The sequence below is a fragment of the Saccharothrix hoggarensis genome (genome assembly GCF_052936025.1).
Window position 1 is genome coordinate 5,439,015 of sequence record NZ_CP193624.1, and the last position, 19,966, is coordinate 5,458,980.

At 74.4% G+C, this 19,966-nt stretch carries 15 protein-coding genes; 6 read left to right on the forward strand and 9 right to left on the reverse strand.

The window, feature by feature from the left end:
* Positions 1 to 17: 17 nt before the first annotated feature.
* From ACRAKH_RS24460 to ACRAKH_RS24470, 3 genes are read right to left on the reverse strand one after another with little or no spacing between them, the layout of a single operon-like run.
* A complete protein-coding gene (locus ACRAKH_RS24460; RefSeq protein ID WP_380725713.1) occupies positions 18 to 1,373 on the reverse strand; it encodes a class I adenylate-forming enzyme family protein in 1,356 nt (451 codons plus the stop codon).
* 5 nt (positions 1,374 to 1,378) lie between these two features.
* Positions 1,379 to 2,452, reverse strand: a complete 1,074-nt coding sequence (locus tag ACRAKH_RS24465; protein WP_380725715.1) for a 3-dehydroquinate synthase II family protein — start codon at positions 2,450 to 2,452, stop codon at positions 1,379 to 1,381.
* Between the two features lie 17 nt (positions 2,453 to 2,469).
* The gene (locus ACRAKH_RS24470) at positions 2,470 to 3,267 is read right to left on the reverse strand and encodes a 2-amino-3,7-dideoxy-D-threo-hept-6-ulosonate synthase (RefSeq protein WP_380725717.1); all 798 of its coding nucleotides are present in this window, start codon (positions 3,265 to 3,267) and stop codon (positions 2,470 to 2,472) included.
* 170 nt (positions 3,268 to 3,437) lie between these two features.
* On the opposite strand from ACRAKH_RS24470, the gene ACRAKH_RS24475 reads away from it, so the two are divergent.
* Positions 3,438 to 4,394, forward strand: coding sequence for a LysR family transcriptional regulator (locus ACRAKH_RS24475; protein WP_380725721.1), 957 nt, complete (start codon positions 3,438 to 3,440; stop codon positions 4,392 to 4,394).
* Between the two features lie 8 nt (positions 4,395 to 4,402).
* Here ACRAKH_RS24475 and ACRAKH_RS24480 read toward each other — a convergent pair whose 3' ends face one another.
* Both ACRAKH_RS24480 and ACRAKH_RS24485 read right to left on the reverse strand, forming a co-directional pair.
* Positions 4,403 to 4,819 (reverse strand): hypothetical protein, encoded by a 417-nt coding sequence (locus ACRAKH_RS24480; protein ID WP_447009318.1) that lies wholly within the window; start codon positions 4,817 to 4,819, stop codon positions 4,403 to 4,405.
* Positions 4,816 to 6,219 carry a hypothetical protein gene (locus tag ACRAKH_RS24485; protein WP_447009319.1) on the reverse strand — a complete coding sequence of 468 codons (1,404 nt, stop codon included), beginning with the start codon at positions 6,217 to 6,219 and terminating at the stop codon, positions 4,816 to 4,818. Before ACRAKH_RS24485 ends, ACRAKH_RS24480 begins: the two co-directional genes overlap by 4 nt.
* Positions 6,220 to 6,295: 76 nt before the next feature.
* Here ACRAKH_RS24485 and ACRAKH_RS24490 point away from each other — a divergent pair, with 76 nt between their 5' ends.
* The 3 genes from ACRAKH_RS24490 to ACRAKH_RS24500 all read left to right on the forward strand — a co-directional run bounded on the left by ACRAKH_RS24490 (position 6,296) and on the right by ACRAKH_RS24500 (position 11,149).
* Positions 6,296 to 7,696 carry an SDR family NAD(P)-dependent oxidoreductase gene (locus ACRAKH_RS24490; RefSeq protein WP_380728340.1) on the forward strand — a complete coding sequence of 467 codons (1,401 nt, stop codon included), beginning with the start codon at positions 6,296 to 6,298 and terminating at the stop codon, positions 7,694 to 7,696.
* A gap of 184 nt (positions 7,697 to 7,880) precedes the next feature.
* Positions 7,881 to 8,834 carry a hypothetical protein gene (locus ACRAKH_RS24495; protein WP_380728342.1) on the forward strand — a complete coding sequence of 318 codons (954 nt, stop codon included), beginning with the start codon at positions 7,881 to 7,883 and terminating at the stop codon, positions 8,832 to 8,834.
* Positions 8,831 to 11,149: a hypothetical protein gene (locus ACRAKH_RS24500; protein ID WP_380728344.1), complete on the forward strand. Its 2,319-nt coding sequence runs from the start codon at positions 8,831 to 8,833 to the stop codon at positions 11,147 to 11,149. Before ACRAKH_RS24495 ends, ACRAKH_RS24500 begins: the two co-directional genes overlap by 4 nt.
* A gap of 19 nt (positions 11,150 to 11,168) precedes the next feature.
* Here ACRAKH_RS24500 and ACRAKH_RS24505 read toward each other — a convergent pair whose 3' ends face one another.
* The 4 genes from ACRAKH_RS24505 to fxsA form a co-directional block, all read right to left on the reverse strand.
* Complete coding sequence (locus ACRAKH_RS24505) at positions 11,169 to 12,347, reverse strand: hypothetical protein (protein WP_380728346.1); 1,179 nt, start codon at positions 12,345 to 12,347, stop codon at positions 11,169 to 11,171.
* 31 nt (positions 12,348 to 12,378) lie between these two features.
* Entirely contained in the window at positions 12,379 to 13,365 is a 987-nt protein-coding gene (locus ACRAKH_RS24510) for a hypothetical protein (protein ID WP_380728348.1), read from the reverse strand.
* A gap of 19 nt (positions 13,366 to 13,384) precedes the next feature.
* Positions 13,385 to 17,116 carry an FxSxx-COOH system tetratricopeptide repeat protein gene (gene fxsT, locus ACRAKH_RS24515; RefSeq protein WP_447009320.1) on the reverse strand — a complete coding sequence of 1,244 codons (3,732 nt, stop codon included), beginning with the start codon at positions 17,114 to 17,116 and terminating at the stop codon, positions 13,385 to 13,387.
* A gap of 133 nt (positions 17,117 to 17,249) precedes the next feature.
* The gene (gene fxsA / locus ACRAKH_RS24520; protein ID WP_380730685.1) at positions 17,250 to 17,417 is read right to left on the reverse strand and encodes an FxSxx-COOH cyclophane-containing RiPP peptide; all 168 of its coding nucleotides are present in this window, start codon (positions 17,415 to 17,417) and stop codon (positions 17,250 to 17,252) included.
* 190 nt (positions 17,418 to 17,607) lie between these two features.
* On the opposite strand from fxsA, the gene ACRAKH_RS24525 reads away from it, so the two are divergent.
* Together ACRAKH_RS24525 and ACRAKH_RS24530 are read left to right on the forward strand one after the other, a co-directional pair.
* On the forward strand, positions 17,608 to 18,744 hold the full coding sequence (locus ACRAKH_RS24525) for an FxsB family cyclophane-forming radical SAM/SPASM peptide maturase (RefSeq protein WP_447009321.1): 1,137 nt from the start codon (positions 17,608 to 17,610) through the stop codon (positions 18,742 to 18,744).
* Complete coding sequence (locus tag ACRAKH_RS24530) at positions 18,741 to 19,892, forward strand: aKG-HExxH-type peptide beta-hydroxylase (RefSeq protein ID WP_447009322.1); 1,152 nt, start codon at positions 18,741 to 18,743, stop codon at positions 19,890 to 19,892. The genes ACRAKH_RS24525 and ACRAKH_RS24530 overlap by 4 nt, the downstream gene beginning before the upstream one ends.
* Positions 19,893 to 19,966: the final 74 nt, after the last annotated feature.

Here is a 19,966-nt window from a genome sequence, read left to right on the forward strand (position 1 = left end):
CCCTGCCACACGAACGATCACCGCGCGTCGGCGAGGACCTCGGGGTTGCGCACCAGCTTCCCGGTGGACGTGCGCGGCAACGCCCGCAGCACGTGGACCCGCCGCGGCAGCTTGAACTCCACCAGCCGCTCCGCGCACCACGCGGCCACGTCGTCGGAGGTCAGCGCGTCCGACTCGGTCCCGACGTACGCCTCGACCGCGCCGTCGTGCACCGCGATCGCCTCGGTGACCAGCGGGTGGGACCGCAGCGCCGCCTCGACCTCGGTCAGGTCGACGTTGAAGCCCTGCACCATGACCAGCGAGTCGGCCCGGCCCAGCAGCACGAGGTTGCCGTCCGCGTCGAACTCGCCCCGGTCACCCGTGCGCAACCACCCGTCCGAGTACCGGGACGGCCCGTCCTCGTGCAGGTACGGCGACTCGTCGAGCGCGACCTCGACCAGGCCGTCCCGCACCCTGATCGTGGTGTCGGACAGCGGCCGGCCCACGGACGGCCGGGACGCGCCGCTCACGTCCATCGTCAGCGCGCCGGTCTCCGTGGTGCCGAAGCACTCCCCCACCGGGAACCCGAAGACGGCGGCGAACCGCTCGGCCACCTCCGGCGGCATCAGCTCGCCGCCGGCGAACGCGCCCCGCGCCGAGCGCAGCGCCTCGCCCTCGCCCGTGTCGGCGAGCATGGCGTAGTGGAACGGCTGGCCGCTGAGGAAGTCCACCCGGTGCCGCGCCGCGGTCCTCAGGACGTCCTCGGCGGACGACGGGCGTGCCGCGAACACCAGCTCGACCCCGGCGGAGAGCGCGTGCAGCAGCCCGCCGATCAGGCCGAAGCTGTACGCGGTGTTGCTGAGGACCAGGAACTTCTCGCCCCGGCCCGGCATGCCCTCGGCGGCGGCGAACCGCGCCAGCTCGCGGGCCAGCGACTCCGTGCTCCGGCCCACCACCTTCGGCCGCCCGGTCGAGCCGGACGTGAACTGCACCAGGCGGTGGCCGGTCGCGGCGGGCAGGCCGCCCGGCCACCGCTCGGTGACCAGCTCGTACCGCTCGCGGAACACGCCGGCGAACCGGCTGGACGCGCGCACGGCGAACTGGGGGCGGGTCAGCTCCCGGACCACGGCGACCTCGGCGGGCGTGAGCCGGTGGTCCAGCGACACGACCCTGGCGCCGAGCGTCCACAGCGCCAGCGCCGCCTCCAACTGGGTGAAGCTCGGCGGGACCTGCAGCGCGACCGTGCTGCCCTCCCCCACCCCGGCCGCCGCGAACACGCGCGCCTCGGCGGCGACCGAGGCGCGCAGCGACCCGTGGGTGACGGTGTGGTCGTGGCTGAGCAGCGGCACGTCGTCGCCGTGGCGGCCCAGCAGGTCGGTGACGAACTCTCGCATTCGGGTCAGGTCTCCTTGCAGAACTCGCCGATCGGGATGCCCACGTGCCGCTGCTCGGTCGCGATGTACCCGAGCAGCTCGTCACCCCGTTGCAGCTCGGTGACGTTGCGGACCTTCCCGCCCGGGCCGAGGACCCGCACGTGCCAGTCGTCCTGCACGGTGAGGCTCACCTCGACGCCCTCCGGCGAGTGCGCGGTGATGGTGAGGATCGGGCGCGACTCCAGCTTCGCGCGGCCGACGGTGAGCTTGCGCGTGCGGCCCTCCGAGTCCACCGCGAGCACCGTGCTGCCCGACCGGAGCTCGGACAGGTAGTTGGTGCGGTTGTCCGGGCCGAGCACGTAGGAGTGCAGCGCGCCCGCGTTCACGCGGAACGGCCGGGTGGGCATGTACGGCAGCGGGTGGGTCTCGCTGCAGCACAGGATGAACCCGGACGAGTAGGAGCCGACGAGGATGCCCTCGTCCTCCCGGAAGTGCGAGGCGGTGTCCACGCAGACCCGGTCGCCCAGGCCGTTGTGGGTGATGCCCTCGACCACCAGCGTGGTCAGGTTCAGCGGCGGGGTCGTCGCCTCCAGCAGCCGGGCCAGCTTGAACACGTCGTTCGCGTCGCGCGGCGCGAGGAGCACGCCGTCCGAGCCGTGCTCCAGCACGTCCAGCACGATCGCGGCCTCTTCGAGGTCGGCCACGACGGTGATCAGCTTGCCCGCCGCGCCGTCGGCGGCCGCGATGACGATCTCCAGCGGGATCTTCGTCGGGTCGGCGAACTCCACGACGGTGTGCCCGAGGCGGACCGCCGCCGCGCACGCGAGCTTGAGCGTGCGGTCGTCGCGGACCCGCACGAACGCCGCGTCCGACGTGAGCCGGTCGAGCCGGTCCTGGTCGTCCACGACGACGGTGACCAGGTGCGGGCTGTCCACCGCCTCGTCGGCGACGAGCACGCGGGTGACCGTCGGCGGGAGCGCGTCGAGCAGCGCCGGGTCGTCGGACACGACACCGGCGAGCCGGGCGTGCACGGCGGCGTCCACGACGGCCTCGCGGTGCGCTTCGGGGACGGTTCTGAGGTCGATCCAGGCGAACTTCAACTGTTCTCCAATAAGTGTCATGACTGGGCGACTACGCCCGTCATGGCGCGGACCAGGTCGGACCGGGTGTCGTCGTGGACGATCGACGCGAGCTCGGCGACCAGGGACATCGGCGCGTCCGAGGTGAACACTCGGCGGCCGACGGCGAGGCCGGCGCAGCCGACCGCCATCGCCGTGCGGGCGTGGTCGACCACGCTGACGCCGGTCGCCGGACCGCCCGCGACCAGCACCGGGATCGGGCAGCTGGCGATGACCTCGGCCATCCGCTCGGCGGGCAGGGCGAGGTTCGTCTTGACGATGTCGGCCCCCAGGTCGACGGCGATGTTCACCACGTGCGCGAGCAGCGCGGCGTCGTGGGGATCGGCGATCCGCGGCCCGCGCGGGTAGGCCATGGCGATCAGCGGCACGTTCCACTCGTCGCACGCCTTGGCCACCACGCCGAGGTCGACGAGCTGCCGCTCCTCGGTGTCGGAGCCGATGTTGACGTGCACGCTCACCGCGTCGGCGCCCAGCCGCAGCGCCTCGTCCACCTCGCCGACGAGCACCTTGGCGTTGGTGTCGGCGGCGTGCGCCGTGCCGGCGCTCAGGTGCACCACGAGGGCGCAGCCGGCGAGCACGGCCGGGTCGATCGTCCGAACCCGTCCTTTGTGGACGATGATGGCGTCGGCGCCGCCCACCACGACGGAATCGATCAGCTCGTGCCACCGGTCGCGCGGCACCACCGGGCCGTCGGACACGCTGTGGTCGAGCGGGACGAAGAGGTACCTGTCGTCGCGCGGGCGGGAAAGGCGTCGCAGCCGCAACGCTTTCCTCATAGTGGGTCACACCTCCCCAGGATTTGGTGTCAACGCCCAGCAGGGTGGTGGAACGGGTGAGCCGGAGGGGAGGTGTGAGGTGGCGATAACTCGCCAGTTATGCACCTGTTGGAGCAACGCCCGCGCGTCTTCTCGGCGCGGCGGCTACGCCCTAGGCTGCCGCAGTGAACATGGAGCTCAGGCACCTTCACGTCGTGCTGACCGTGGCGGAGGCGGGCAGCATCAGTCGGGCCGCCTCGCTGTTGAAGATCGCGCAGGCCGGGCTCACCGCCCAGCTGCGCCGGATCGAGCGCGGCTTCGGAGGCCCGTTGTTCGTGCGCCGCACCGACGGCGTCGAGCTCACCGAACTGGGCCGCCACGTCCTGCTGCGCTCACGTGACCTGGTGGAACGGTTCGACGACCTGCTCGTCACGGCGCGGAAGCTCGCCGCGGAGAACGACGACACGGGCATCCGGCTCGGCGGTGTGGCCGGCTCGCCGACGCCGCTGCTCGTGGGCGTCGTGCGGGCGCTGCTGCCGGCCCACCCGCAGACCACGCACATCGAGCGCAACGGCGACGCGGTGCTCGAACTGGTCCGGGCGGGCAGGCTCGACGTCGCGCTCGTCACGGAGTTCCCGCAGAGCCCTCTGCGGATACCCGAAGAGGTCGGCCGGCGGACCGTGGTGACCGAGCCGATGCTCGTCGGGATCGCCGCCGGGCACCGGCTGTCCGGCCGGGCCGAGATCCGGCTGTCCGAGCTCGCCGACGAGGAGTGGGCCGTGCCGGACGAGAGCCACGGCGGTGGGCGGCTCAACCTGCACCTGGCGTGCGAGGCGGCCGGGTTCACGCCGCGGTGCGCGCACTTCGGCGTCGACCCGGCGTCGGCGGCGGAGCTGGTGCGCTCGGGGCACACGGTGGCGTGCTTCTTCCCGACCGGTCACGACCTGCCGGGCGTGCTGCTGAAGCCGATCGTGGGCAACCCCGTGCACCGGCGGGTGATGGTGGTGTGGCGGCGTGACTGCGCGGTGGCGGAGCACGTGGAGGCCATCCACTCCGGGCTGCTGCGCGCGTACCACGAGCGGGTGTGGGTGAACGGCCACCGCACGGCGAAGCTGGCGGCGACCGGGCTCGCCGTGGCGGCGAGCTGACGGGCAGGTCAGCGGTCGCCGTGGCGGAGGACGCTCTCCACCTCGGTGCGGAAGGCGTTGACCCCGTCCTCGCCTTCCGGGGCGCCGTGCGCCTGGAGCAGGTGGAGCAGCGCCACGCCGTCCGCGGACCGCTGGGAGCGGGCGCGGAAGGAGAACGTCGCCTCGTAGACGGTGACGGCGGTGGCCAGGGCCGCGGCGGCGGTCGCCAGGAACGCCCACAGGGCGCGCCGCCCGTCGTCCGCCACGGCCACCGCGCCGAGCGCCGCGGCCGCCGTGAAGAGCAGGACGGCGGCGGTCGTCGCCCAGCGCCCGGCGGCGCCGTAGCGGGCCTGGGCCTGCTCGAAGCCGGCCAGCCGCTCCGCCACCCGGTGGCGCAGGTAGGCGCGGAGGAACTGCTCGCGGTGGTCGTCGTCGGCCAGGCTCATGTGCGGCTCACCGATTCGTGCCGGAGCCGCGCCACGGCCGTCGCGAGGTCGCGGGAACGCTCGTCGCGCTCCGCGTCGTCGACGGCCGGCGGTGCGGCGAGGTGGTCGAAGTAGAGGGCGCGCAACCGCTCGGCGCGGATGCGGGCGCCGGTGTCCTCGCCGCCGCGCGCGACGACCGCGAGCACCGCCGCCGCCGCGCCGGACACGGCCAGCAGCACACCCGGCCACGGCACGCCCCGCAGCCACACCTGCAGCGCGGCGGCCACCGTCGTGCCGAACCCGGCGGCGGTGGCGAGCACCACGAGCAGCCGCGACCGCTCCCGCGAGCGGAGGGCGGCGACCTCGCACTCGTGCAGCGCGGGGGCGACCACGCGGTTCGCCTCGTGGATCGCGTCGGCGAGCAGCGGGTAGTCGAGCACGTAACCGGGGTCGATCACCGGACGCGGCTCGGGCGCCCGGAACCGGACCCTCGGCCACACCGCGGGCGGCGGCACGTCGGCGTGCACCTTGGCCCCGGCCGGCTTGCCCAGCACGCGCCGCAGCACGGCGACGACCTTGTCCGGTCCCTCGTCCAGGTGGACCACCGCCACCTGGCCGCTCCGCACCAGCACGGCGAGGTCGTCGGCCCCCGGCTCGGCAACCCTCGTGCCATCGGCACTCAGGTCGGCGGGGGTCGTGCCGGTGGGGACGTCATCCGGCCCGTCGGCCGCGGGAGCGCCGGCGGGAACGGCCGCAGCGGCGGTGACGCCGGGGTCCTCGGCCGAGACGGGGCCGGCGGCGACGGCGGGGGTCGGGGTGTCCGGGGCCGGCTTGCCGCCCGCGATCTCGTCCGCCAGAGCCCCCGTGCCGGCGAGCACGAGCAGCGGCCGGTCGCGGCCGAGGTGGTCCACCAGGGCGGCGCGCGCGACGTCGTCCCCACCGACCAGCAGGGCCAGCGCGGGGCGCTTCCGACCGGCCACGGCGTCCACCGCGCGGAACAACGAGGGCAGCTCCTCGCCCCACCGGGAGCCGGGCACGAGCACCGCCGTGTCGTGGTTCACGTTGAGGCGCACCTCACCGGGCGCGGGCTCGGCGTCCTCCGCCGCGACCCTCCCGGACGGCGCGACGCCGACCAACCGGGGCCACCGGCCGTCCAACGACTCGGCGGCCAGCCCGACCAGGTGCGTCACGCCGACGTCGGCGCCCGCCGTGACCACCACCGCGTCGGCCCGCGCCGCGGCGGCGAGGACCGCTCTCAGCACGGGCAGCACGGCGGCGGCGAGCTCGGTGTCCACGGCGCCGGTCGAGCCGAACACCGCGAGGACCGGGCGACCGCGGGGCAGGCCGAGGGCTCGCGCCCGGATGTCGGCGTCGGGGTGGGCCAGTCGCCGCACCCTGGGGCCGGTACCCGCTGTAGGCATGCCGGGCACCCTAGCGGTGGCTCACGCGAATTTCACCCGTCCGGGGGCGAAATCCCACGCAGGTAGAGTGCGGGGCGTGTCGATTGACCCCGCCGAACTGGAAATCGCCCTACGGGTGCTCGCCCAAGTGGACGAACTGGACACCGAGCACCCCGACGCGGTAGCCGTCCGCCGGGCCACCGCCGGGATCTGGAAGAACCTCCGCAAGCGCCGCAAGGCCGAGCGCCGCGCCACCGTCACGGCCGCCGACCGCGCCGTCATCGAGGCGACCGCGACCGGCTCGCCGTCCCGCATCGACGACGAGACCCGCGGCCTGCTGCTGCGCGAGCCGGAACCCGGCGCGCGGGCGGGCACGCTGCTGCGCGCCCGGTCCTGCTACACGTGCAAGCAGCGGTACACCGAGGTGGACGCCTTCTACCACCAGCTGTGCCCGGACTGCGCGGCCCTGAACCGGGCCAAGCGCGACCAGGGCGCGGACCTGACCGGCAAGCGGGCCCTGCTCACCGGCGGCCGGGCCAAGATCGGCATGTACATCGCGCTGCGGCTGCTCCGCGACGGCGCGCACACCACGATCACCACCCGGTTCCCGCGCGACGCCGTGCGCCGGTTCGCGTCGATGCCCGACAGCGCCGACTGGCTGCACCGGCTCCGCGTGGTCGGCATCGACCTGCGCGACCCGGCCCAGGTGGTGCAGCTGGCCGACTCCGTGGCCGCCGCCGGGCCGCTCGACATCCTGATCAACAACGCGGCGCAGACCGTGCGCCGGTCGGCCAACGCCTACGGGCCGCTGGTGGCGGCCGAGGCCGAACCGCTGACCTCGGGCGATCTCACGTCCGGCCCGCTGCCCGAGCTGGTGACGTTCGGGCACACGATGTCCGCGCACCCGGTGGCGTTGGCGGGCACGTTGGCCGACACGATCCCGGCCGTGACGTCGCTGGCGCTGACCGCCGGGTCGAAGGAGATCGACGCGGGCGGCCTGGTGCCGGACGAGGCGCCGGTCAACAGCTGGGTGCAGCGGGTCAACGAGGTCGACCCGGTGGAGCTGCTGGAAGTGCAGCTGTGCAACAGCACCGCGCCGTTCATCCTCATCTCCCGGCTGCGCCCGGCGATGGCGGCCTCGCCCGCGCGCCGCAAGTACGTCGTGAACGTCTCGGCGATGGAAGGCCAGTTCAGCCGCGCCTACAAGGGTCCGGGCCACCCGCACACGAACATGGCCAAGGCCGCGCTGAACATGCTGACCCGCACCAGCGCCGAGGAGATGCTGACCGACGGCATCCTGATGACGGCCGTCGACACCGGCTGGATCACCGACGAACGGCCGCACCCGACCAAGATGCGGCTGGCCGCGGAGGGCTTCCACGCGCCGCTGGACCTGGTCGACGGCGCGGCGCGGGTGTACGACCCGATCGTGCGCGGTGAGCTGGGCGAGGACCTGTACGGCTGCTTCCTCAAGGACTACGCGCCCGCGCCCTGGTGACGTCCGGGCGGCCACCGTCCACTCCCGACAGTAGCAACGCCGCTGCGCCGATCGGGTACGCCGGCTGACGGATGCGCGCCCGTGTGCGACTCTCCGTCGGTAGGCTGGGGCTTTGGGTCGGCCGCCGCGAGGCGACGGGGGTGGGCATGGAGCGCGGGCGCGCGCGGTGCCGGGGAGCTGCGTGGTGAGCGCGCCCCGCGAGCCGGTCAACCCGTTCCCGCTGCCGGGGTGGGAGGGCACGCCCATGCGCCCCCTCCGCCCGTGGGACCGGCAGGCGCACCGCTCGTACTACGTGCCCGTGGACGGCACGGAGGCCGCCTTCCAGGAGTTCTGCCGCCAGATGGACGACCTGGGCGGCCTGCTGGAGTACGGCCGGCTGGCGCTGGTCACCGGCGAGTCGGGGTGCGGCAAGACGGCGCTGGTCAACCGGTGCGCCGACTGGGTGGTGCTGGAGCTGGACCGCCTCGGCCTGCGCGGCGTGGTGCTGGACCTCACCGGCTGCCTGCCGACCGACAAGGCGCTGTCCGTCGACCAGCGCACGGTGGAGGTGTGCGACCAGCTGGTCGACCTGCTGGTCGACCGCGACGCGCTGCGGCCGGACGCGGTGTCCCGGCTGGAGGACGCCCGCGAGGTGCCGCGCCGGGTGTTCCCGCGCCTGGGCCGGGCGCTGCGCGAGGACGTCGCGCTGGTCGTGCTGCTGCCGAGCCCGAACGAGCTGGTGGACGAGGTGATCCGCTACGCGCGGGTGTTCAGCAGCGCCAAGGTGCTGTTCCTGATGGAATCGGCGTACCTCGGCCGGGACGAGGTGGCGGACGTGGTGCGGCGGCTCGAATCGTGGGTGCCGCCGATCACCCTGTCGGTCGGTCCGCTCGACCCCGGTGACGCGCAGCGCTTCGCCGAGGACCGATTGGCCCGCAACGCGGACGCGGGACGATTTCCGCGATTGAGCGAGGACGCGATCGAATTGGTGGAGAAGCACTGCCAGTCGGTCGCGATGCTGCAGAGGTTCCTGCACGGCACTTACGAGCACAAACTCGAGTCGGGGCTAGGCTACACCGAAGCCGACCTGGTCTCCGTCGAGGACATCAGAGCGTTTCTGAACACGAAGTCCCGGAATGGACCGGTGAATGGGCCATGAGCGGTAGCAGCGATCTCCCGCCCCCGCGGAAGAACCCCTTCTCGCCGATGGCGGTCGCCCGGATCACGGACTTCGACGCCGATCCCGACGCGGTGGACGTGGCGATCACCACCGACGCGACGCGGCAGGCGCTCGCGCACCTCACCGCCTACCTCGACGCGCCGCCCGCGCGCGGCGGGCGTGACCGCAGCGGCACGGTGGTGGCCGTGCTCGGCGACTACGGCACCGGCAAGACGCACCTCGCCGTGCGGCTGGTGCGGCACGCCCGGCAGGTGCTCGCCGACCCGACGCACGCGCTGTACCTCGACGCGACCGCGGAGAGCTTCATCGAGCTGTACCGCCGGTTCATGCAGAAGCTCGGCCGCGAGGGCGTGCGCGCGCAGGTCAGCGAGTACTACGCGGACATCGTCGCCGACTCGCTGCAGAGCAGCGGCCTGACCAGCGACATGCTGGAGTGGCTCGGCAGCAGGCAGCTGGAGCCGCAGGAGGTCGTGGAGCGGCTGGGCCTGATGGAGAGCGCGTTGCTGCGCAAGGTCCAGGACACGCTGCGCGAGGTGACCAACAACAAGGACTTCGGCACCGCGCTGACGTTGCTGCTGCGGCCCGGTTTCGAGCACTCGGTGTGGTCGTGGCTGCTGGGCGGCACGCCGGACGTGGTGCTGGTGGAGCGGGGCATCACGACGCCGATCGACACCGAGGTGGCGGCGCTGGAGGCGATGGGCGTGTTCGCCCTGCTGTTCGGCGGCAGGCAGCGGCGGTTCGTGCTGGCCGTGGACGAGCTGGACAAGATCTTCTCGGCGGACAGCCGGCCGCAGGCCCGGACCATGGCGGCGTTCCAGACGTTGCTCCAGGTGTTCGCGAAGGCGGGCGCGTGCCTGGTGCTGTGCGGGCTGCCCGACTTCAAGTCCGTGCTGCCGCCCGCGGTGCGTCAGCGCATCCCGTACACGGTGGTGATGTCGGGGCTCAGCCAGGGCGAGGTGCGGGAGTTCGTCGCGCTGGCCCAGGAGCAGGTGTTCGGCACGCGGCAGCTGGCGCCGTTCACCGTCAACACCACGCGCTACCTGCGGGACATCGCCCGCGGCAACGCGCGCAACGTGATCCGGCTGTGCCACCGGGTGTTCCGGATGGCCGACGACCGGTCCCGCGAGCCCGGCGGCGAGTTCGTCGTCACCGAGGACATGGTGCGGCAGGCGGCGCGCGACCTGTTCGGCTCGCTCAGCTCCGACGACGTCGACGGCGTGGTGCGCCGCCTGCTCGACGCCAACGGGCTCGACTACCTGCACCGGCACCTGCTGGGCGTGGCCGAGGAGTCGTTGGTGGACTTCTGGGTGACGTTCCCGGACCGCACGGGCGGGTGCGCGGTGCTGCTGACCCGGTCGCTGCTGGACAACGCGGACGTCGGCGCGGTGATGCGACGGATCTCGGCGGTGCGCGAGGCCGACCCGGACGCGGAGATCGTGCTGCTGGTCAACGGCGTCGTCGCCGACGGCGTGGCGATCCAGCTGCGCGAACCGCTCGGCCGGGAGCCGCTGGTGTACGTCGAGCGGACGTTCGCGGACGACTTCAAGGCCCTGGTCGGGGCGACGAGCGCGCGGCTGGGCGGCGACGGCGACCCGCTGACGGGGCTGCGCCTGCGGATGGACCAGCTGGCCAGGCAGCAGTCGAGCATCTACGGGTTCATCGAGCAGCTGGCCGAGCACATGGACGGCGTGCGGGCGTCGTCGGACCGGCAGCTGGGCGCGATCCAGCGGCAGCTCGGGCTGCTGGCGGGTGACGCGCGGCCCGACGCCGGGCGGCGAACGGGCGGTGCGGCGGCCGGTGGCGCGGCGGAGCAGGACCGGCTGCCGGGCGAGGTGGAGCGGCTGTTCCGGGACGCGGTGGACGCGTTGGAGGACCTGACGCAGCTCGACGCGATGTTCGCGGAGGCGTTCGACCACGCGCCGACCGCGACGCAGGAGGCCGTGCACCGCAGGTTGCGGACGCCGGAGTTCACGCAGGCCGCGGCCCAGGCCGTGGTGATGCAGAAGGCCGTGCGGGCGTTCCGGGCCGCGGTGGCGGAGTGGTACCGGTCGGCGGGCGACGACCCGGACGCCGAGGAGCAGCTCGAAGAGCTGTGCGGGATCTACGACGGGATCGTGGAGTTCCTGCCGCTGTTCCTGCTGGACCCGCTGTTCACCCTGGCGCCGTGGTCGGGACGGGCCGGTGGCCTGGTGGCCGAGGTCAACCAGGGCGCGCGGCGCAGCCGGGTGCACGACGCCCTCCGCAACCTCAGCCCACGCGTGCGCCGCGCCGTCGTGCGCTCCCCGCACTCCTGAGAGGTCCGCGCGTGCCGGGTCACGGAGCCGGGTTCACCCGGCGGAACGCGGCCAGCGGCGGGACGGTGGCGGACGGCTCACGGGTCCGCTGCGGGCGGTCCGGCTCACGCGCGGGTTCGGGTTCGGGTTCGGCGCGGGAGAGCGGTGGCCGCAGCCGGTCGTAGGCGCCGTTCGTCACGACGTGGAGCAGGTTCACCACGACGACCGCGGGCGCGACCACGGCGATCGAGCCGGGGAACGCCGGTTCCAGCAGCAGCGCCAGGATGATCGCGGTCAGCCCGTTCTGCTGGCCGAGCGCGAGCCTCATCCGGTCGCCGCGCCACCGCCTCGGCGACGTCAGCGCGAACGCCACGACGGCCTGCGCCCCGAACGCCGCCACGCCGAGCACCACGCCGACGCCGGCCAGCGCCCAGCTGAACTCGGCGGCCAGCACCAGGCCCACGGCGGCGATCGCGAGCACCATGCCCGCCTCCGCCAGCCCGTCGACCCACCGGCCCAGGTTCGGCCGGAAGAACAGCCCGAGCAGCGCCAACGCCAGCAGCAACGCGTGCTGGACGGCCACGAACCCGACCGCGAGCACCGCCACCACCATCACGGCGCGCACCGCGTACCGGAGCGCCCGGCGGCCCTCCTCGGCCTGCCGCACCCGGCCGCGCACCAACCGCCACAGCAGGTACGCGGCCCCGGCCAGGGCGAGGTTCAGCACCAGGTTCACCGCGAACGACCCGACGCCGCCGACCGCGCCGCCCTGCAGCGCGTACGCGGTGATGTAGACGGTGAGCAGCACCGTGATCGGGTCGTCGAACGACGCCCACGCGGCCAGCAGCGCCTTCGCCGAGTCGGACATGCGGGACTTGGCGCGGACGGCGGCGACCGACAGCGGGTCGATCTGCGCCACCGCCACCGCGAGGATCAGGTGCTCCGGTTCCCGGAACGCGAAGAACATCACCGCGAAGATCAGCGCGACCTTGGCGAGCACGCCGAGCGTGACGGCGAGGACGACGGTGCGGAACTGCGCGCGGAATTCCGCGATCACGATCCCGCTCGTGCTCGCGTACAAACCGAAACCGAGCAGTGCCGTGATGAAGAACCCGTACACCGGTGATTGGTCGACGTCACGAAGTCCGAGTTGCCACGCGGCGATCCAGCCCGCGCCGAGGGCCGAGAGGAGCGCGGCCGAGCGGATCACGGGCGTCACCATTCCACGGTAGGCAGGGGCGGTGGGGCGTTCAAGGACCGATTGGAGTGAGTTCCGCGGCCAGTGCGGACATTCGGTCATCGGCCGCGCGGACCCGCGACTGGTCGATCGTCACCCCGACGAGGTATTCGCCGGCGCGCAGCCGGTAGTAGTAGACGGCGCCCATTTCGACGTCGAGCACGAGCCGCGCCACGAGGCCGCCCATCACGGGGTTGACCGCGCGGTTGAGCTTGGTCGCCAGCGCGCCGAGCTCCTGCACGAAGCCGTGGTAGAACCGGCGGCGCGCCTCCACGGTGATCTGCCGGAAGAACGGGGCCAGCGACGGGTCGCCGAGGCAGTCGACCAGGGACCGCACCTCGCCGCCCGCCACGTGCGCGACCAGGTGGAGGTCCTGCGCCCGCACGGCCGCGAGGCACGCGGTCAGCGGCTCCTCCCCCACGCTGACGTGCGGCTCCTCGGCCGCGGTCGGGTGCGGCCGCGAGTCGCCCGCCACGGCCAGCGGCACGACGTCCTCGGCGCTCTCCCAGCCGCCGGGGTTGAGCGAGCCGAGGCGGAGCTGCCCGCGCAGCCGGGTGGCGAGCCCGGCGACGGCGCGGTCGGCCTCGTCCACCGCCGGGTGCCCGGCCAGCGGTCCCGCGCCCGTGTGGTCCAGCACCAGGCCGACGACGTGCTCGGTCGGCACGACGGAGTCGCAGAACAGGGCGCCTTCCTCGGTGTGCAGGACGGTGCGGATCAGCCGGCCGGTGCGCACCTCCTGCAGGGCGCGGTCCAGCGTGGCGACCTGGAACGTGAGGTGCCGGCCGAGCCGCTTCAGCTCCTCGCGGCGGGTGCCGCCGGGCAGCGCGTCGGGCGCGGGGGCGGGATCGCCGAGCACGTCGACGCCGAAGTCGAAGACGCCGCTGCTGTAGTGCGCGAGGTAGTGCAGCGCGGGGCTGGCCAGGATCGCCTCGCGGCAGGCGTCCCTGGCCAGGTCGAACTCCGGGCCGACGTGCTCGGCCTGCTCCTCGTGCGGCTCCACGCCGGTCCCTCCTGCGCGCTCAGGTGTGCGGGATGTCGACATCGCACTCCCGCCAGTCCTGGTCGGTCGGGTGCGCCGCGAGCCGCAGGTTGTGCGCCGCCACGGCGGTGTGGGGGTGATCGTGCCCCAGGAACTCCACGCAGTCGGTGTGCGCCTCGGCGATCAGTTCGGCCGCCCGGTCCGCCTCGCCCGCGGCGGCGCGCACCCGCGCCTCGTCCACGGCCGCCGCCAACGTCCACGGGTGGGTGTCGCCCAACCGTGAGCGCAGGGTGTCGACCGCGTCCGCCACGTGGTCCACCGCGCCCGCCGGGTCGCCCGCGGCGCGCAGCGCCAGGCCGAGGCCCAGCTTGCACAGAGCCACGAACGGGTGATCGTCGCGCAGCCCGACGTGCCGCTGGAACCCCGTCAACGCGGTGCGCGCGAGTTCCACCGCCAGCTCCGGGTCCACGCCGACGCGGCGGTGGTCGGCGGCGAAGCTCAACGCGCAGCCCAGCGTGTAGGGGTGGTGCGGGCCGATCAGCTCGCGGTAGTCGCGCAACGCCTTGCCGGTGCGCTCCTTGGCGGCCTTCGGCCTGCCCGCCAGGCGCATCGCGATCGCGTGGTTCCAGCGCACGCCGATCTGCGTCGCGTTCAGCTCCTGCCGCAGCGCCTGCAACTGCTGCGACGCGAACAGCAGCGTGTCCAGCGCCTCCGGGTAGCGGCCGAGTTCCCGCTGGTACAGGCCGATCTGCCCGAGCGTGGCCCAGGTCCGCGCGTCGTTGACGCCGAACAGGCGGCGGCGCCTGCGGTAGTTGTCCTCCTCCACCGCGAGCGCGCCCGCCGCGTCGCCGGACAGGAACATCGACGACGCCAGGTTGTTCGCCGCGCGCCGGGTGTCCGGGTGGTCGTCGCCGAGCGCCGACCGCAGGCCCTCCCAGGTGGCCTGGTCCTCCGCCAGCGCCTCGGCGAACAGGCCGAGGCCGCGCAGGTCGCCGCCGCGGCCGCGGGCGGTGATCAGCGGCCGCGGGTGGGTGAGGTCGAGCGCCCGCCGCTGCTGCGCCAGCGCCAGGTCGTCCAGCCGCAGCGCCTCGGTCGGCTCGCCGAGGACGCGGTGCACGTTGGCCAGCTCGGCGGCCAGCCGGTTGCGCAGCGGGTCCGCCGGGCCGAACCGCTCGGTCCACGCGTCGAGCAGCGCGCGGCCCGGCCCCAGCGCGGACCGGCGCACGCCCGCGCCGCCGTCGGTGTAGAGGAACCGCACCTGGTTGACCAGCCAGCGGCGCACCGCCGGGTCCGGGCTGTTCAGCGCGCCGGACGGGATGACGTGCTTCTGCAGCTCGGTGAACCGGGCCCGCCGGGTCGGCGAGTTGTCCTCCACCTCGGTCGGCGCCAGCGCGGCCAGCGCGGTCAGCACGTCCGCCCGGCGCGCCTCCCGCTCGGCCGGGTCCATCCGGTCGCGCAGCGCCCGCTGGACCACCCGGTGCAGCCGCAACGTGTACTGGTCGCCCCAGTCGACGCGGAACAGCCCGTGCCGCGCGCCGTACCAGAGGACCCGGTCGACCTCCGCGGCGTCCAGCGCCAGCGGCTCGGCGTCCACCCCGCCCACCGCGACCAGCCGGCCGAGGAACGCGGGCGAGCGCACCAGGCCGAGGTCCGCGCCTTCCGGGGACAGGAACGCGCAGAGCCGGGCGACCAGGACGGCCAGCCGCCCGGTGGCGTTGTCCCGCAACGCGTCCACGGTGACGTCCACGACCCGCGCGACACCGTCCACTTCGGACCGGCCGAGGCGTTCGAACAGGGTGCGGGTGGCCCACTTCGCCGCGTCCGAGTCGCGGGAGCCCGCGCCCACCTCGGTCCGCGCGGTCTCGCCGAGCCACGACGACACCAGGTCCAGCGCGAGCGGCAGGTGGTCGACGGCGTCGGCGACGCGCCGCGCGTCGTCCGCGGTCAGGCCGGGCACCCGGTCCAGGAGCAGGCGCACGCTGTCGTCCGCGCGCATCGGGACCAGCTCCACCGACCCGGCCGCGGGCGCCGAGGTGATCAGCACGTGGCCGGTCGCGCCGCGGGGCAGCAGGTCGGCGATCAGGTCCGGGTCGTCGGCGTTGTCGTAGACGAGCAGGTGCCGGGCGTACGCCGGGTCGTCGGCCAGCCGGTCCAGCGCGGACAGCGTGCCGTAGTCCGTCGAACCGGGCTGGCGCAGCTTCACGGCCAGCTCGGCGAGGCCGCTCAGCACGGACTGCCGGTCGTGCGCGGACAACCACCACACCGCCGCGTAGTCCGACGAGAACCGGTAGGCGTACTCCAGGGCCAGCTCGCTCTTGCCGACGCCCGGCACGCCGTTGACCGCCACCACGACCCGCTCGTCGCCCGCCTCGGCGAACCGGTCGCGCAACGCCTCCAGGTCCTCGTCGCGGCCGACGAACGCCGGGTGGCGCGGCGGCAGGCCGAACACCTGCGGGTGGTCGCCCGGCGCCCGCATCCCCGGCTCGTGCGCCGTGCCGGGCCGGTCGATCAGGCCGAAGTGGCCGAGCAGGCGGGCGCTCAGCGCGTCCGGGGTGTGCTCGTGCACGGACAGGCCGCCGTCGGCGGGCTCGTCGTCGGACAGGTGCAGCCGCAGCACGGTCATCGGCCGGTCGGGCAGGTCCACCGGGCCGAGGTGCGGCGACGACAGCACCACCACGCCCGGCGGCACGTCGGCGTCGAACCACTCCGCCGCGTCCGCCAGGCGCCGCACCCGCGCGCCCGCCCGTTCGAGCTGCCCGCGCACCCAGTCGGCCCACGGGCGGTCCCGCGGCGCGTGCGCGATCACCACCCGGTCCGGCTCGGCGGACGACGTCAGGCCGAACACCCGCCGGTAGCGGGCCCGCAGCAGCGGCGACACCGGCGTCACCTCGGTCACCGCGCCGCCCGTGACGGCCGCCGCGAGCCTGCCGTACTGGGCCTCCAGCACGCCGCCGCTGGTCGGCTCCTCGACCAGGATCGCCAGCAATGGGTCGAACGCGTCGAACGGGCGGTACGGGATCTCGATCGCGCCGCCGTCCGGCACCCGTTTCTCCGGGCCCCCGGACAGTTCCGTGAACGCGGCGTGGATCGCGGACCGGATGCGCCGGGCGCGGGACAGCTCGTGCGCGTCGTCGAACAGCGTCGCCACCGGCACCACGTCGATGCGGATCGGCGCGCGCCGGTCCAGCAGGGTGGCCAGGTCCGCCGCGTCGGCGATCGCGCGCGGCCGTGGCCGGAAGCACACCACGGCCACCTCGCACAGCGTCGCGATCAACGTCAGCGTCTCGTCGCCCGCGCCCGTCGGCGCGTCGATCAGCACCTGGTCGTAGTCGGACTCGGCGAGCCGCGCCCGGAGCTCGGTGATCGCGCCCGTGTCGCCGTGCCTGGCCTCGGGACGGGGCCGGCCCGCCCCGTCCGCCGGCATCGGGGACACCACGTCGACGTGACCGGGGTCGGCGACGTCACCCGCCGGCGGCGCGAACCGCTCGGCCGCGGGCGCCGGGTCGTCGTCGCCCGCCGGGCCGACCCGGTAGGCGGCCACCAGGCCGCGGCCGAGCGCGTCCGGCACGCCGAGCCGGGCGACCAGGAACGGCTCCAGGTACTCGCGCACCCGCGGCACCTCGGAGCCCCAGTCCACCACCAGGACGCGCTGCCCGGCGGAGGCCAGCACCCAGGCCAGGTTCGCCACCGCGCTGGTGCGACCGGTGCCGCCGGTCGCCGACAGGAAGGCGGTGACCCCGGTGTGGGCCGGGGTGGTGCGCGGGGTGGTCATCTGCTGCTCCAGGGCGGCGGGGAACTTGGGAATACCGGGATCTCGGGCCGCACGCCCGCGAGTCAGCCGCGTTTCACCCGAATGGCCCCGCGCGCCGCGGCGTCCCGCGCGGTGCGGCCGATCGCGCGCGCCGTCACAGGGAACTCTCGAAAGCGGCGAACCGGTCGGGCAGCGCGTCGTTCTCCGCGAGCACCCGGCACAGCGCGGCGCGCAGCGCGGTGTCCGGCAACTCGGCCAGCACCGCCAGGTCGACACCGGTGACGTCCAGCAGGTCCGACTCCAGAACGGGTTCCTCGGCCATGTCCGGCACACCCCCTTCCCGCACTGCTGCGGGTTTCTCAGCACCACGCCGGTCGCCGGCTCCGCCGACGGCGCAGTTCCCATGGTAGTGAACGACAACGGTCACGGACGGGAATCCTCCGATTGGCGGAGGCAGCCGGCGGCGGGCTGTGTTTGATTGCTTGTCGGGGTGGCCGGAAATCGGGGGATTCATGAAAGCGCTGCCGTTCCGCCAGTTCGTGCTGAAGGTGCACGGCCGGTGCAACCTGGCCTGCGACTACTGCTACGTCTACGAACTCGCCGACCAGCGCTGGCGTTCCCGGCCGCGCGCGATGTCGCCCGGGATCGTCGCGCACACCGCCGAACGGGTGGCGGAACACGTGCGCGATCACGGGTTGCGCGAGGTGGAAGTGGTGCTGCACGGCGGTGAACCGCTGCTCGCGGGACGGCGCGCGATCGAATCGCTGGTCACGCGGTTCCGCGCCGTCGTGCCCGCCGAAGTGCGGTTCACCGTGCAGACGAACGGGACTGTGCTCGACCGCGAATTCCTGCGGTCGTTCGACGCGCTCGGCGTGCGGGTCGGCGTGAGCGTGGACGGCACCCCGGAAGCGCACGACCGGCACCGCGTGCGGCCGAACGGTTCCGGGAGTTGGGCGGCGGTGCGCGGGGCTTTGGAGTCGTTGCGCGAGTTCCCCGCCGTGTACGGCGGTCTGCTGTGCGTGGTGGATGTCGACAACGACCCCGTGCGCACCTATGAGTCGTTGCTGGAATTCGCGCCGCCCGCGGTGGATTTCCTGCTGCCGCACGGCAACTGGTCCACGCCGCCGCCGGGACGTGCCGCCGGCGATCCCGCGACGCCGTACGCGGACTGGCTGATCGCCGTGTTCGACCGCTGGTACGACCGGCCGCGGACGCGCGTGCGGCTGTTCGACGAGCTGCTGTCGTTGTTGCTGGGCGGGCGTTCCGGGGTCGAGGGGCTCGGCCTGAGCCCGTCCGGCCAGGTGGTGGTGGAGACCGACGGGACGATCGAGGCGTCGGACATCCTCGCGTCCTCCTCCCCGGCCGCGTCGGCGACCGGGCTGCACGTGGCGCGCGACCCGTTCGACGCGGCGCTGGACCTGCCCGACGTGCGGGCCGGGCGCGCCGGGCTGGCCGGTCTGTCGGCGGCGTGCCGGCGGTGCCCGGTGGTGCGGGTGTGCGGCGGCGGCCTGCGGGCGCACCGGTTCCGCGAGGGCGCCGGGTTCGACCGGCCGTCGGTGTACTGCCCGGACCTGGTGCGGCTGATCGGCCACGTCCGGTCGCGGGCCGCGGCGGACCTCGCGGCGCTGGACCTGGCGGCGTTGGCGTGACGGTGTCGCCGAACCGGATGCCCGCGTTCCGGCTGTCCGCCGCGGACTTCGTCGCGCTCGCCCGCGGCGGCGGTGGCGCGTCGGCGGTGCGCACCCTGCGGTTGGCGCGGCGCAGCCGGACGTTGCTGATGATCCGGTCCATCGCGGCCGACCCGGCGGCGACGCCCGCGTTCGCGTTGCTGCGGCGGGTCGCGGCGGTGGCGCCGGAGGCGGTGGGCCGGGTGCTGGACCACCCGTCGGTCGGCGCGTGGGCGACGCGGACCGCGCTGGCGGCGCGGCGCGGCGGGCCGGTGCGGGCGGCGGAGCTGGCGTTCACGGCGGCCGCGGCGGCGGTGCGCGCGGGCGTTCCGGTGGACCTGGAGTTCCCGCCGGTCGAGGTGTTCTCGCTGCCGTCGCTGGGTGTCGTCGTCGGGCCGGGGCTGACGTGGTCGCCGTTGCCGGAGGTCGACCTGGGCGGGCACACGCTCCAGGTGGACGTGTGGGCGGGCGGCGGGGTGCCGGCCGAGCTGCCCGTCGAGCCGTCACCCGACCTGCGGCGGTGGCGCGACGCCCTGCGGGCCGCGTGGAACCTGCTGACGCGCGACCACCCGGCGTTGGCGGCGGAGGTGGCGCAGGTCGTCTCGGTGGTCACGCCCATGCCGTCGTCGCCGTCCGGGACGAGCAGCGCGACGCTGGCCGACGCGTTCGGGTGCGTGTTCCTGTCGCCGACACCGGACGCGGAAACGCTCGCCGTGACGCTCGCGCACGAGGCGCAGCACAGCAAGCTGGCCGCGTTGATGGACTTGTTCCCGCTGGTCCGGCCCGACGTGGACGCGCTGTTCTACGCGCCGTGGCGGGAAGACCCCCGGCCCGCCGCCGGTCTGCTGCACGGCACGTACGCGCACCTCGGCGTGGCCGGCTTCTGGCGCGACCGACCCGGCGAGGCGGCGCAGGTCGAGTACGCGCGCTGGCGGTCCGCCGCCCTGATCACCGCGGAGGCGCTGCTGGCGGGCGGCGTGCTCACGCCCACCGGCACGTGGTTCGTCCGGGAGGCGGCCGACGTCCTGCGCGCCTGGTGCGCCGAGCCCCTGCCCCCGGCGGCCCTGACCGTGGCCGCCGCCGAAGCCGCCGCCCACCAGGCCCGCTGGCAAGCCGCCCACGGCCGGTGACCGGCCCACCGCCCCGAGCCGGTGCCGGGTGTGCCGGTGCTGGGTGTGCCGGTGCCGGGTCGGCTGCGGCGGGG

Bases quoted from the DNA above. Each gene is read 5' to 3' on its own strand.
- ACRAKH_RS24475 (WP_380725721.1), top strand. From the start codon at position 3,438: ATGGAGCTCAGGCACCTTCACGTCGTGCTGACCGTGGCGGAGGCGGGC.
- ACRAKH_RS24460 (WP_380725713.1), bottom strand. From the start codon at position 1,373: ATGCGAGAGTTCGTCACCGACCTGCTGGGCCGCCACGGCGACGACGTG.
- ACRAKH_RS24470 (WP_380725717.1), bottom strand. From the start codon at position 3,267: ATGAGGAAAGCGTTGCGGCTGCGACGCCTTTCCCGCCCGCGCGACGAC.
- ACRAKH_RS24500 (WP_380728344.1), top strand. From the start codon at position 8,831: ATGAGCGGTAGCAGCGATCTCCCGCCCCCGCGGAAGAACCCCTTCTCG.
- ACRAKH_RS24525 (WP_447009321.1), top strand. From the start codon at position 17,608: ATGAAAGCGCTGCCGTTCCGCCAGTTCGTGCTGAAGGTGCACGGCCGG.
- ACRAKH_RS24480 (WP_447009318.1), bottom strand. From the start codon at position 4,819: ATGAGCCTGGCCGACGACGACCACCGCGAGCAGTTCCTCCGCGCCTAC.
- fxsT (WP_447009320.1), bottom strand. From the start codon at position 17,116: ATGACCACCCCGCGCACCACCCCGGCCCACACCGGGGTCACCGCCTTC.
- ACRAKH_RS24485 (WP_447009319.1), bottom strand. From the start codon at position 6,219: ATGCCTACAGCGGGTACCGGCCCCAGGGTGCGGCGACTGGCCCACCCC.
- fxsA (WP_380730685.1), bottom strand. From the start codon at position 17,417: ATGGCCGAGGAACCCGTTCTGGAGTCGGACCTGCTGGACGTCACCGGT.